Here is a 13408-nt window from a genome sequence, read left to right on the forward strand (position 1 = left end):
CATGGCGCGCAACAGTTATGAACTCGGCGTCGGCGTCAGCGAAGATCATCTGGCGCTGGCCGACTCGGTCGCGGGCTTCGTCGAACGGACCATCACCAGCGAGATCGTGCGTGCCGCAGTCGAATCCCGCGATTCGGACAAGGTGCCGTACTGGGACGCGCTCGTGGGCCAGGACCTGCTGAGCCTGCACATCGGCGAGGACCTCGGCGGTCAGGGTGCCGGGCTGGTAACGCTGGCCGTCGCCCTGGAACCGCTGGGCAGGGGCCTGCACACCGGTCCGTTCGTTTCGACCGTGTTGGCAAGTGCGGTCCTCGCGCAGGCAGCGATCGCCCCCTTCCGATTCGACACGCAGCTAGCCGGTCTGGCAGACGGGTCGCTGACCGGCGCGGTGGCGTTGACCTCGAAGCTGACCGCAGTGTCGCGCGACGGAATCCTCGTCGTAGACGGCACAGCCGATGGGGTGCTGGGGGCTTTGTCGGCCGATGTGATCATCGCGCCCGTGCTCATCGACGGCACACAACGGTGGGTGGCCTTCGACCCCGTCGACCTCACGGTCACAGTGCAGGAATCGATCGACGTCCTGCGCGGTACCGCTGCGCTGCAAGCGAATTCGGTCGAGATCTCAGCGGATCGCGTCCTGGACGTGAGCTCGGAGCGCGTGCGCTCGCTGGCCGCGGTGGTACTCGGTGCCGAGGCGGTCGGCGTGATGTCGTGGTGCGTGGCGACAGCGTCGGAATACGCCAAGACCCGCGTACAGTTCGGCAGGCCGATCGGCCAATTCCAAGGCGTGAAACACAAGTGCGCGCAGATGGGCATCGCCCTGGAGAAAGCGCGAGCGGTCCTCTGGGATGCCGCATCCGCACTGGACCGCGACGACGACACCGCCGACTACGCGGCATCCATTGCCGCACTGATCATTCCGGACGCCGCAGTGCAGGTAGCCCAGGAATGCATCCAGGTCCACGGCGGCATCGGCTTCACCTGGGAACACGACGCCCACCTGTACTACCGCCGCGCCCTGGCCCTACGCGGCCAACTCGGCACCCGGGACACCCGCGCCGAAGCAGTAGCCGACTACGCACTGTCGGGCCTGACCCTGTCCAGCGAACTGGAACTACCCCCCGAAGCCGAAACCCTCCGCGCCGCAATCAGATCCGAGCTCGCCGAGATCGCGGCGATCGACGACGAGGACGACCAACTCATCGCCCTCGGCGACGGCGGCTGGAACCTCCCGCACCTACCCCGCCCCTACGGCCGCTCGGCCACCCCGCTCGAGCAGGTCGTGATCGCGCAGGAGATCAAAGCCTCCGGCATCCAGATGCCGCAGCTGCTGATGGGCACCTGGGCAGTCGGCGCGATCGTCCCGCACGGTGACGACCGGCAGAAACAAGAACTGGTCGTGCCCACCCTGCGCGGCGAACTGGTGTGGTGCCAGCTATTCAGCGAACCCGGCGCCGGCTCGGACCTGGCAAGCCTGACCACCAAGGCCACCAAGGTCGACGGCGGCTGGCGCGTCACCGGCCAGAAGATCTGGACCACCGTCGCCCAGTTCTCCGACTGGGCCATGCTGATCGCGCGCACCAGCCCCGACAAGCCCAAACACGAAGGCATCACCTACTTCGTGCTCGACATGACCACCCCCGGCATCACCGTGCGCCCCCTACGCGAGATGACCGGCTCGGCCCTGTTCAACGAGGTCTTCCTGGACGACGTCTTCATCCCCGACGAGAACGTAGTCGGCGAGGTAGACCAAGGCTGGCACGTAGCCCGCACCACCCTCGCAGGCGAACGAGTAGCCCTGAGCCAGAAAATGGAGGCCTACGCCACCGACACCGATCTACTCCGCTTCGCCACCGACCGCGACCTCTCCCCGGTAGCGTGCTACCACCTCGGCGAACTCATGGCCGAAAGCCGAGCAGTAGACGTCATCGGCTCCCGAGTAGTCCTCAAACAACTATCCGGCATAGACGTATCCACCACCTCCAGCGTAGGAAAGCTGTTGGGAATGGCACTCGGACAAGCCATCTCGGAATACGTAGTAGCCGAACTAGGCACAGCCGGCGTCGTCTCCGTCCCCGGCGAACGCAGCGACCACGCCATGGAACAACTCATCGCAGGCCGAGCCACCACCATCTACGGCGGCACCACCGAAGTCCAACTCAACGTCATCGGCGAACGAATGCTCGGCCTCCCCCGAGACGCCACAGCAACCACGTAACCCCGGTCGGGCGTCGGCAACCCCCGCCGCCCGCCCAACCCTCCCCTCCCGGAGGGATAGTCGTACGCCCCAACGCCCGACCGATCCCACCCCTCCCGGAGGGATAGCTGAAACCCCCCGTACTACAGTCCGTAGCAACACAACTACATCCCTCTGGGCCGGGCAATCACCAGAAAGTCCCCACCCAAAGGACACATCACCTTTTCGATCCGGGTAACGACCGACAAGGCCAGACCCAAAGGGGCAGCGCCTTTTCGGTTCGGGAAATCACCAGGAAGTCTCTACCAAAGGGCCCCGCCCTGATCTGGACTGACCGGAGGGTGCGACGAAGGAGTACCCGGAGGGAGGGAAGATCAGGGCCCCCTGGGGCCCGCTCGAGCGCGCCAGCGCTCCAAAAACACAGCCCCCCAGCCACACAGACCAGGTACACAGTGAGGAGGACCAGTGACCGCGCAAAACACAGACGGCAGAGCCAGCCGCTGGGACCGCCACCGCGCCGACCGCCGCGAACTAATCCTCGCCGCCGCCCTCAAAGCCGTCCAATCCCAAGGCCCCTCAGTAGGCGTCCAAGAAATAGCCGACCAAGCAGGCGTCCCCCGCTCAGTCCTCTACCGCCTCTTCAAAGACCGCCAAGACCTCGACGAACACCTCCGCACCCGCATCGTCGAAGACCTCATGGCAGTCCTGGCCCCCACCCTGAACCCCGAAGGCACCGTCACCGAGGCAATAGCCCGCTCCGTAGACGCCTACATAGGCTGGATCGCCACCAACCCCCGCCTGCACTACTTCCTCGGCGCGGGTTCGAGCGGCACCAAGGACCACAACTCACCCATCGTCTCCGGCACCAAGATCGCCATCGCGGGCACCGTCCGCGAGGTCTTCGAAACCGCACTACGCGCCCAATCCGCCCCGGTGGCGGTAGCCGAACCGATGGCCTTCGGCCTGGTCAGCTTCGTGGACGGCAGCGTGAACCGCTGGCTGAGCCGTTCCATGCAACCGATGGACGCCGCGCAACTGTCGGCGTATCTACAAATCGCCATCTGGGCGATCATCGACGCGAGCTTGCGCGAGGTCGGCATCACGCTGGACCCCCTGACGTCGATCGCGGAGTTCACCGCCTCCAGTCAGGTGTGACCCGCCGAGTTAACTGTGACACGCGGTAGCGTCAAACCTTGTTCGGTACCGCTGGTACTACTAAGCTGAGCGGCAACTCGTACCGAGGAGACATCGATGACGCTGTCCAGCGAACCCGCGTGCCGGGCCGCATGACCGCCGAAAGCTGGCCCGCACCAACACATCCGGTGCTGCCCGACCGTGATCCGTTCTACGCACCACGCCCCGGCTTCGAGCGACTGCCCGAAGGCACCATCCTGCGTTGGCGACCGGTCAGACTCGCCGCGTTCGGCCTGATCGGGTTGAAGGCGCAAGCTTGGCAATTGCTCTACCGCACAACCGATCTCAACGGAATCCCCGAAGCCTCGGTCACCACCGTGCTCGCACCGGCCGGAGGAGTGACCGCCGGTGCCCCGCTGCTGTCGTTCCAGTGCGCCATCGACGCGGTCTCCCCGCGCGCGTTCCCCTCCTACGCGCTGCAACGCGGCTCCCGCGCCATCGGTACCTTCGCCCACATCGAAATGCTGTGCTTCGCCGACGCATTGACCAGGGGTTGGGCGATTTCGATCCCCGATCACGAAGGGATGCTCGGCGCCTGGGGCGCACCACGCGAACCCGGCTATCGCGCCCTGGACGGCATCCGCGCCGCACTGGCCTTCGAACCCGGCGGCCTCGACTCCACGACCCAGGTGGGCCTGTGGGGTTACTCGGGCGGCGGCCTTGCCACCGCGTGGACCGCGGAAATGGCACTGACCTACGCCCCCGAACTCGACATCGTCGGCGCGGTCCTCGGCTCCCCGGTCGGTGACCTCGTGTCGACCTTCCACCGACTCAACGGCACCCTGCACGCGGGCCTGCCGACCCTGGTCGTGGCCGGATTGCGCCGGGTCTATCCCGCCTTCGACGAGCTGGTCGCCACACATTTCAGCGACGAAGGACGCGCGGTCCTGGACAAGGCCGCCCGGTCGACCACCGCCGCCGCGGTTTTGCGCCTGGCCCGTTACAACGTCAACCGACACGCCACCACACCGTTCGCGGAAGTCCTTGCGATGGAAGCGATGTTGGCCGTGTTCGCCGACCTGGCTTTGGGCGACAAAGCGCCCGCGATGCCGCTGCTGGTGGTGCAGGCGGTGCACGACCAGATCATCGCGGTCGCCGACATCGACGCGCTGGTCCAGCGCTACCGCGACAACGGCGCCCACGTGACCTACCTGCGCGACCGCACCAGCGAACACCTCACCCTGCTCCCACTGTCCACACCGCTGAGCCTGAACTGGCTGTCCGACCGCTTCGCGGGTGTGCCCGCCACGCCGTCGCAGACGCGCACCGTGCGCACTGTGCTGTCCCTTCCGGCCGGCCGGCACGGTTTCGCCGCGCTGGCCCGAGCCGCACTGCGCGCGCTGTTCGGCCGCCCACTGACCGCCTCGAACGCCCTTCGCGGCGATGGTCGGCACCCACGCAGGCGGCGTCGGGCCGCCTGACCGCCGATTTGCGTCCGGTAACTTACTCCAGGGTAAGATACGGGAAACGCAGGGTCGGAACGTGGTCAGCTAAGGGGATATACCGGTGGGAATCATCGATGAGGTGCCGCGCGCGGTACGCAATATCTGGTCGGTGTCGTTCGGCGGCGGGCTTGAGCCCTACCGTCCCGCGCCGTCGACCACTGTGGCCGATGGCCCGCACCGCGAGCTGAAGCGCTACCACCGCAGCACGCCCGCCAAGGGCAACCCGGTGCTGCTGGTGCCCCCGCTCGCGGTGACCGCCTCGTGCTTCGACCTGCGCCCCGGCCAGAGTCTGGTGCGCTATCTGCTCGATCAGGGTCGCCAGCCCTACGTGGTCGACTACGGCGAATTCGGTTATGCCGACCGCGATATGGGCCTCGAGGACTGGACCCACGACATCCTGCCCGAGGCGATCCGTCGGGTCAGTGCCGAACACGACGGTGCCGAAGTCGACCTCATCGGTTGGTCGCTGGGTGGGGTGTTCGCCCTGCTCACCGCGGCGTCGCACGCGGACCTGCCGATCGCCTCGATTACCTGCCTCGCCTCGCCGATCGACCAGGCGGGCACCGCGATGCTGATGCCGCTGCGCCTGCTCGCCAAGGTCACCGGCGGCCGGGAGATGGCCCTGGCGGTCAAGATCATGGGCGGCATCCCGCAGGAATTCGTGCGCCTCGGCTTCCGCATCCAAGCCCTGGACCGCGAGCTCGCCCGTCCGATGTACATGGCGCGCAACGCTTTCGATCCCGAGGCGCTGGCCCGCATGGAGGCCACCGACCGGTTCATGTCGACCATGCCCGGTTACCCCGGTCGGTCCTACTGGCAGATCCACCGCGGCCTGGTGCTGGGCAACGAGCTGGCCAACGGTTCCCTGCGCCTGCGCTCGGACCTGGTGATCGAACTGTCCAAGGTCACCTGCCGGGTCCTGCTGGCGGGCAGCCGCAGCGACGTGGTCGTGCCCGCCGCCGCGATCCGCCGCGGCCTCGAGGTCCTGCCCAATGCCGAGGTGGAGTTCGTCGAGGTCAGCGGCGGCCACCTCGGCCTGCTCGCCAGCCCGGCCGCCGCCGACACCACCTGGCCCGCGATCGAGGAATTCCTCAGCCGCGAACCTGCCACAGTTCCTGCCTGACCTAGACCGGGTCGGTGGTCGGTAGCACGGCGCCGTCGAAGTGCGGTGGGCGGCGGGTGAGCATCGCGGTCATGCCTTCGTAGAAATCGGCGGAGGTCAGCAGTTCGCTCTGGCCGGTCTTCTCACGGGCCAGCGCGTCGTCCAGCTGAGTGAGGGTCGCGGCATTGATGGCCGCTTTGGTCAGTTGCAACGCGCGTCGAGGACCCGCCGCGAGTTGGGCGGCCACGGCCTCGACCTGGTCGGATAGCCGGTCGGCGGGCACACAGCGGGTGATCAACCCGGCGGCGGCGGCGTCGGCCGCGGGCAACCGCGCACCGAGCAGCGCTAGTTCGGCGGCCCGCACGCGTCCCATCGCCGCGGCGACCATCGCCGAAGCACCTCCATCGGGCATCAACCCGATGGAGGTGAACGGCAGCAGCAGATAGGCGGTGTCCGCGGCGTAGATGAGATCCGCGGCCAGCGCGATCGGCGCACCCACCCCCGCGGCAGGACCGTTGACCTGCGCGATCACCGGCAGCGGCGAGTCGACGATCGCGCGCACCACATCGTTCGCGCGATCCATCACCACCTCGGGCGAAGCCTCGTTGCCCCCGGCCGCAGCCGCCGCGGCCAGATCGGCACCGGTGCAGAACGCCTTGCCCGCTCCGGTCAGCACGATCACCCGAACCTCGGGCCGTGTCTCGGCGGCGATGATCAGTTCGCCCAGTTCGCTCATCGTCGCGAGGTCGACCGCGTTCATCCGCGCCTGCCGGTCGATCGTGATCCGCAGGACCCCGCGCTCTTCGTTGACCAGCAGGCTCATCGCGCCACCGCCTCGACGATAGAACCGGCCAGCCGACCCGCGATCAGTTCCTCGGCCTCGCGCACCATCCGCGAGATCAGCTCGGCGCAGGTGGGAATGTCGTGGATCAGCCCCTGACACTGCCCTACGCTCCAGATCCCGGCATCGAGATCCCCGTCCTCATAGACCTTGCGGCCACGAGCCCCCGACACGAGATCGCGCAGATCGTCGAAAGTGCCACCGCCACGCTCGATGTCGACCACCTGCCGGCTGACGGCGTTGTCGGCCACCCGCGCGGTATTGCGCAGCGTCCGGAAGATCAACTTCGTATCCAGTTCGGTATTGGCCACGATCTGCTCCTTCACCACCTGCGCGATCGGCGACTCGACCGTGCACAGGAACCGGGTGCCCATATTCACCCCGTCCGCACCCAGCGCCATCGCCGCGACCAGCCCGCGCGCGTCGGCGATGCCGCCCGAGGCGACCATCGGAATCTCGAGCTCACGCGCGGCGGCGGGGATCAAAACCAGCCCCGGCGTGTCGTTTTCGCCGGGATGACCCGCGCATTCGAACCCGTCGATGCTGACCCCGTCCACACCCACCTGCTGGGCTTTGAGCGCGTGTTTGACGCTGGTGCACTTGTGCAGCACCTTGATTCCCGCGTCTTTGAGAAACGGCAGGTGCGTGGCCGGATTGCCGCCCGCGATCTCCACGATCGGCACCCCACTGTCGATGATCGCCTGCCGGTACTCCGCATACGGCGGCGGCGAAATCGACGGCAGGATGGTCAGATTCACGCCGAACGGCTTGTCGGTGAGATCCCGGGCACGGGCGATCTCCTCCCGCAAGGCCTGCGGAGTGGGTTGCGTGAGGCCGGTGATGATCCCCAAGCCGCCTGCTTCCGAGACCGCGGCCGCGAGTTCGGCGCGACCGACCCACATCATTCCGCCCTGCACGATCGGGTGCTCGACACCGAATGCCTCGGTGAATCGGGTGCGCAACATCGCGCCCTCCGTCCGGTTTCGACGTTTCTTCCCCGATGTCGCGAAAGCTCGAAAAGCTCTGTGCAACCGGCGAGAACCGTGATTAACTTAGCGAGAATTGGGATTAACTTAACGGCCGCTGAGGTGGACTGTCAACAGTGTGAGGCGGTCCGCGTCGTGACTACTCGAAGGATGGTCGAAGATGACCGAAACGCCCACTGCCACAACCGCTTCTGCGATAACGCTGACCAGCGTCAACCCTGTTTCCGGTGAACAGATCGGTTCTTGGGTCATCGACGATTCCGCCGCTGTCGATGCCGCCGTCGAGCGTGCTCGCAGCGCCGCCCAGCAGTGGCGTGACCTCGGATTCGCCGAGCGGAAAAGGGCCCTGCGACGGTGGGCCGCGCAGATCATCAACAATGTCGACGAGTTCTGCGCGCTGATCACCGCGGAGAACGGCAAACCCACCGATGACGCCTATCTCGAGGTGATCCTCGCGGTGGAGCACATGACCTGGGCGGGCGCCAACGCACACAAGGTGTTGAAGCCGAAGAAGGTGCGGCCGGGGCTGCTGATGGCCAACATCGAAGCGGTGATCGAGCAGCGCCCGCACGGCGTGGTCGGGGTGATCGGGCCGTGGAACTACCCGGTCTACACACCCACCGGATCGATCGCCTACGCGTTGGCCGCGGGCAACACCGTGGTGTTCAAGCCCAGCGAGCTCACCACCGCGATCGGGCACTGGTTGGTCGACGCCTTCACCACCGCCAATCCCGCACTGCCACAAGGCATCCTGAGCGCGGTCACCGGTCCTGGCGATACCGGTCGCGCGCTGGTGGAGTCCGGGGTGGACATGATCGCGTTCACCGGGTCGACCGCCACCGGCAAGCGGATCATGGCCGCCGCAGCCGAAAGACTCACGCCCGTGGTCCTGGAATGCGGTGGCAAGGACGCGGCGATCGTGGCCGAGGACGCCGATATCCCCGCGGCCGCCGACGCGATCGTGTGGTCGGCGATGGCGAACTCCGGCCAGACCTGCGTCGGCACCGAACGCTGCTACGTGGTCGAATCCGTACTGAAGGAGTTCCTCGTCGAGGTCACCGCGCGGGTCGGTGAACTCACGCCGGGCACGTCGTACGGTCCGATGACGTTGCCCAGTCAGATCGACGTGGTCGCCGAACACGTCGGCGACGCATTGGCCAAGGGCGCGACCGCGGTCTTCGGCGGGTCCGAGTCGATCAACGCACCGTTCGTGGGCCCGATCGTGCTGCTGGACGTCCCCGAGGACTCCACCGCGGTCCGCGAGGAAACCTTCGGACCGACATTGACCGTGCGCGGGGTCCGCGATGTCGCCGAAGCGATCGAGCTGTCCAACGCGTCGCGCTACGGCCTTGCCTCCTCGGTGTATTCGCGCAAACGCGGCACGGAGATCGCCCGTGCGCTGCGAGTCGGCGCGACCTCGATCAACAGCCCCCTGTCCTACGGGGGGATCCCGGCACTGCCGTTCGGCGGCGTGGGGGAGTCCGGCATCGGCCGAATCCACGGCGCCGCAGGACTTCTCGGCTTCTCCCGTCCGCACTCCATCGCCCGGCAGCGCTTCGCCATCCCCGGCATGGCCCTGCAGTCGTTCGCGCGCACCGAACAGACCATGCAGCTGGTTCGCAAGATCACCGCCCGCCGTTTCGGGCGCGCCAAGTAATCCACCACGACTCGAAGATGAGGAACGAAACACCGATGGGCGTCGAATTCAGCCAGGAGCACAGGGATTTCGCCGCGGCCGTGGCCGCCTTCGCCAAGCGCGAAGCGGGCACCCGCGAACAGCGAGACGCGTTGACCGCCAACGACACCGAACAACACAACCCGGGCGTCTACGCGAAAATGGCCGAGCTGGGCTGGCTCGGGCTGACCGTCCCGGAGGAATACGGTGGGTCCGCGGCCACCATGGTCGACATGTGCATCCTGCTCGAGGAATCCCTGCGCGGCATGCTGCCGATCGGCGCGATCGGTCCGACGCTGATCACCGGCGGCGCCTACGCCAAATTCGGCACCGAGGCGCAGAAAGACGAAGTGCTGCGCGGCATCGTTCGTGGTGCGTCGCAATCGATTTCGATGTCGGAACCCGAGGCCGGCTCCGATGTGGCGAACCTGTCCACCAAGGCGGTGAAAACCGCCGACGGCTGGGTGATCAACGGCCAGAAGACCTGGTGCTCCAACGCCCACATCTCCGAGAACATCCTCCTCGTCGCCCGCACCTCCAAGGACGGCGGAAAACACGAGGGGCTCACCATGTTCCACGTGCCCGCCAACACCCCCGGCCTGCAGATCACCCCGATCGAGCTGATGGGCAACCAACGAGAAACCAACGACCTCTATTTCACCGACTGCCTGCTGCCGGAAGATGCGGTGGTCGGACAGGAAGGCAACGGCTGGCGCCAACTGATGACGGGCCTGAATTTCGAACGCCTCATCCTGGCCGCGATGAGCCTGGGCGCCGCCGAACGCGCCTTCGACGACACCCTCCAATTCGTCACGCAGCGAAAGCAATTCGGTCGCCCCGTCGGCACTTTTCAGTCCCTGCGCCACCGCCTGGCCGACCTGGCCACCGAGATCGAATGCACCAAACTGCTGATCTACAGCGTGGCCCGCGAAGCCGACGCCAACCCGGACAGAATACTCGCGCGCGAAGCGTCGATGGCCAAGCTCAAAGCCACCGAAACCAGCAAACGGGTGGCACTGGAGGGCATGCAGATGATGGGCGGCTACGGCTACGCCCGCGAATTCGACATGGAAAAGCATGTCCGCGGCGCGCTGGTGTCCACCATTTTCGGCGGCACCAGCGAAATCCAACGCGACATCATCGGCCGCACGCTGGGCCTGTGACCCGCTGACCTCGTCGCCACCGTCGGGGGGTGGCGACGAGGTCGACGATCACGGCTTGGTGGCCACGACCAGAATGTTCTTGCCGAACATCTTGCCGGTCACCCGCTGCAACGCCTTGCTCAGCGGAAACACCGCACGGTCGTAGAGTTTCAACGCACGCGTGTTGATCGTGCCGTCGTCGTTGCCGGCGAACTTGTAGGCCAGCGTGGCGAAGAACCCGATCGGATCGCAATAGCGCGACTCCACGATCTCCAAGCCCGCGTTGCGCAGAATCCGGTTGAGCTGGGTGCGGCGATAACGCCGGTAATGTCCGACTTTGGTGTCCATCGACGTGAACAGCACCTCGAGCGCGGGCACATAGATCACCATGGTGCCGCCCGGACGCAACAGCGACATCAGGTGCTCCGAGGCTTCCTGGTCATTTTTGATATGTTCGAAAACGTTGAAAGAGTAGATGAGACTGTACATTTCGGCTTCCGATGCCGGCGGGGTCTCACAGTCGACCACGTGGTACCCCTTCGACTCCAGCAACTGCTGCAACTCGCCGTCGGGTTCCAGACAATCGGGCTTGGTGCCCCGTTGCGCCAGCATGTCGGCATAGGTGCCCCGACCCGCACCGAAGTCCAATATTCGTTCCTGCGGGGACGTGACATGTTTATCCACGCAGTCGATCAAAAACCTGTTGTAGTTGACCGCTTCGGTCATCGCCTCCAGGTTGTCGCACCCGGTGTACGCGAATTCGCTGCTGGTCACGCTTATTCCCCTCAATTCTTCGATGGGCGGCATTGCGGGCCAGCGTAGTCCGACAATATTGCGGTGCCACGACATCGGGAATAATGACCACGCGATCAGCGTTGCAGCGGCTCACCCAGCGCGATGGTCTGCAGGATCCGGATCACCGTGTGCTGCGGGCAGATTCCGTTGTCACCGAAGGTGCGGGCCAGGTCCACCACCAGGCTGAACGACGCGTGCACCAAAATCCTGGCCTCGCCGATCGACAGTTCCGGTCGGGCTCGCGCCACCAGTTCGGCCCATTCGGTGATGATCAACTGCTGCAGGTGGCGCAGGGTCACCTGATCAGCGGGGTCCACGTGGGCGAACTCGGCGTAGTAGACGAACGTCAGCGCCCGTTCCTCGAACGACCCGCGCACGTACAGGTCGATCAGCGTCCCCAGCGCCTGCGCGGGCGTCTCGGCGGCGCTGACCGCGGGCGCGATCGCCCCCGACACCCGGTCCGCTGCGCGTCGGAACGCCGCGGCCAGCAGGTCGCTCTTGCTGCGGTAATACCGATACACCGCCGAAGCGGCCGACAGATCCGCGGCCACCGCGATGTCTTCCATGCTGACGTTGGGATACCCGCGCTCATGAAACAGTTCCACCGCCTTGCGCAGCAACAGTTCGTGTTTGAACGGTTGCGGACGTGGCACGGCCTGGTCGACCGGGACGGCAGTGCTCTCGCCCGACAGATCGGCATCGATCAACGCCCAGCTGGTCGATTTCAACAGCGGCGCAAGGGCTTTCGCGGACACCGTCGCATGGTGGTCGCCGATACTGCTGATCATCGCCAGGATCGACACCGTGCGGACCACCCGGTCGTAACCGTCGAGTTCGGGGCGTACTTCACGAAGGAGGGCGCGAATGGCGGCCAGCGCGGCGGTGAACTGGTTGATGAGTTCGTGGAAGTCCGCGGGCGCGAGGTAGCGGCGCTCCCACCGGGCCAGGGCGACGGTGGGTCGGTTGGTGATGGTGAGGTCGATGACCGCGGTCAGGACATGATCGAGGCGCGCACGTGGGGACCAGTGCACCGCGTCGTCGGGCAGCTCGACCGCGGTCATCGCCAGCCCGGACAACCGCAGCAATTCCTCCCGGAACAGCGCGTATTTGCTCGGGAAGTGCCGGTAGAGGGCGGTGGAGCTGATGTCGAGCCTGCGGGCGATGTCGTCCATGCTCACGCCGTGGTAGCCGTGCGCGCCGAACGCCGCCGCCGATTCCGCCGCGATCTGCGCACGACGGTTCTTCGGCCTGCGCTTGACCACCCGTGGTGGCGTGTCCGCGGTCGCCGGTGCTGCGTGTTCGCTCGTTGTCCTGCCCATCTCGCTGGTCATGATATCGCCCGGTAGCCGGGGGCTAGCTCACCGGATTCGCTCACTGCGCCTGGGTGGGCGGGGTGGGGGAGTTCACCTTCTCGACCAGCCAGCGGCCGTTGTCGTTGCGCAGGCTCAGCATCATCGACAGCTGGCCGGGCTTGGGTTTGTGCCCGGTGCCCAGGCTGGTAATGGTCTGCCGGACCATCACGATCGCCTCGGCGGCGTCCTCGTTCGCGGTGCGGATCGCGCACTGGGTGTCGGTGACCTCGGAGGTGACCTCGCCCTTGATGAGCACTTCCCGCAACTCGGTGCTGGTGGATTCGAACTGCTTCTTCCAGTCACCGGTGGCACCGTCGAGCACGGACTTGAAGTAGGTGTCGAGGTGTTCGCTGTCGTATTCGGCCATGATCGGGCCGTAGTGGCAGGCGGCCTCGCGTGCTTGTTCGTGGGCTTGCAGCAGGCTCTGGCTGTGGTGGTTCTGCACGAAGAACACCACCGAGGTGGCAAGCGCCGCGGCGAGCACCACGGCCACTCCCGCTCGTTCGGCGGTGCGCCCGCGCAACCAGGAGGAGGGTGCCTCGCGGTCGACCAACGCTTCCGGTGTCGGTCGTTCAGCGGCCGCGGCGGTGGTCGATTCGGCGACCTTCGCCATCTCGACAGCGGGGCCCGCAGGTGTCGCGTCGGAATCGTCAGGGGTCACGGTGTCGTCGTTGCTCAT

General features: G+C 66.3%; 11 protein-coding genes. 6 read left to right on the forward strand and 5 right to left on the reverse strand.

The features are described 5' to 3' along the window. The first annotated feature begins 1 nt into the window (after position 1). The 4 genes from ACFWU5_RS09610 (at position 2) to ACFWU5_RS09625 (ending at position 5959) form a co-directional block, all read left to right on the forward strand. Positions 2 to 2218: an acyl-CoA dehydrogenase gene (locus tag ACFWU5_RS09610; RefSeq protein ID WP_379266768.1), complete on the forward strand. Its 2217-nt coding sequence runs from the start codon at positions 2 to 4 to the stop codon at positions 2216 to 2218. Between the two features lie 444 nt (positions 2219 to 2662). After that, complete coding sequence (locus ACFWU5_RS09615; RefSeq protein ID WP_379266769.1) at positions 2663 to 3352, forward strand: TetR/AcrR family transcriptional regulator; 690 nt, start codon at positions 2663 to 2665, stop codon at positions 3350 to 3352. A 131-nt stretch (positions 3353 to 3483) separates the two neighbouring features. Next, positions 3484 to 4812 (forward strand): lipase family protein, encoded by a 1329-nt coding sequence (locus ACFWU5_RS09620; protein WP_379266913.1) that lies wholly within the window; start codon positions 3484 to 3486, stop codon positions 4810 to 4812. 85 nt (positions 4813 to 4897) lie between these two features. Further along, positions 4898 to 5959: an alpha/beta fold hydrolase gene (locus ACFWU5_RS09625; RefSeq protein ID WP_379266771.1), complete on the forward strand. Its 1062-nt coding sequence runs from the start codon at positions 4898 to 4900 to the stop codon at positions 5957 to 5959. Between the two features lies 1 nt (position 5960). On the opposite strand, the gene ACFWU5_RS09630 is transcribed toward ACFWU5_RS09625, so the two are convergent. Then, the gene (locus ACFWU5_RS09630; protein ID WP_379266772.1) at positions 5961 to 6761 is read right to left on the reverse strand and encodes an enoyl-CoA hydratase; all 801 of its coding nucleotides are present in this window, start codon (positions 6759 to 6761) and stop codon (positions 5961 to 5963) included. Next, the gene (locus ACFWU5_RS09635) at positions 6758 to 7744 is read right to left on the reverse strand and encodes an NAD(P)H-dependent flavin oxidoreductase (RefSeq protein WP_379266773.1); all 987 of its coding nucleotides are present in this window, start codon (positions 7742 to 7744) and stop codon (positions 6758 to 6760) included. Before ACFWU5_RS09635 ends, ACFWU5_RS09630 begins: the two co-directional genes overlap by 4 nt. 181 nt (positions 7745 to 7925) lie before the next feature. Here ACFWU5_RS09635 and ACFWU5_RS09640 point away from each other — a divergent pair, with 181 nt between their 5' ends. Then, complete coding sequence (locus ACFWU5_RS09640) at positions 7926 to 9422, forward strand: aldehyde dehydrogenase family protein (RefSeq protein ID WP_379266774.1); 1497 nt, start codon at positions 7926 to 7928, stop codon at positions 9420 to 9422. A gap of 35 nt (positions 9423 to 9457) precedes the next feature. Next, complete coding sequence (locus ACFWU5_RS09645) at positions 9458 to 10603, forward strand: acyl-CoA dehydrogenase family protein (RefSeq protein ID WP_379266914.1); 1146 nt, start codon at positions 9458 to 9460, stop codon at positions 10601 to 10603. Positions 10604 to 10651: 48 nt separating this feature from the next. On the opposite strand, the gene ACFWU5_RS09650 is transcribed toward ACFWU5_RS09645, so the two are convergent. The 3 genes from ACFWU5_RS09650 to ACFWU5_RS09660 all read right to left on the reverse strand — a co-directional run bounded on the left by ACFWU5_RS09650 (position 10652) and on the right by ACFWU5_RS09660 (position 13408). Further along, a complete protein-coding gene (locus ACFWU5_RS09650) occupies positions 10652 to 11356 on the reverse strand; it encodes a class I SAM-dependent methyltransferase (protein WP_379266775.1) in 705 nt (234 codons plus the stop codon). 95 nt (positions 11357 to 11451) lie between these two features. Further along, a complete protein-coding gene (locus tag ACFWU5_RS09655; RefSeq protein ID WP_379266776.1) occupies positions 11452 to 12696 on the reverse strand; it encodes a TetR/AcrR family transcriptional regulator in 1245 nt (414 codons plus the stop codon). A gap of 52 nt (positions 12697 to 12748) precedes the next feature. Further along, positions 12749 to 13408: a hypothetical protein gene (locus tag ACFWU5_RS09660; RefSeq protein WP_379266777.1), complete on the reverse strand. Its 660-nt coding sequence runs from the start codon at positions 13406 to 13408 to the stop codon at positions 12749 to 12751.

Source organism: Nocardia sp. NPDC058640, assembly GCF_042716995.1.
GTDB lineage: Bacteria > Actinomycetota > Actinomycetes > Mycobacteriales > Mycobacteriaceae > Nocardia.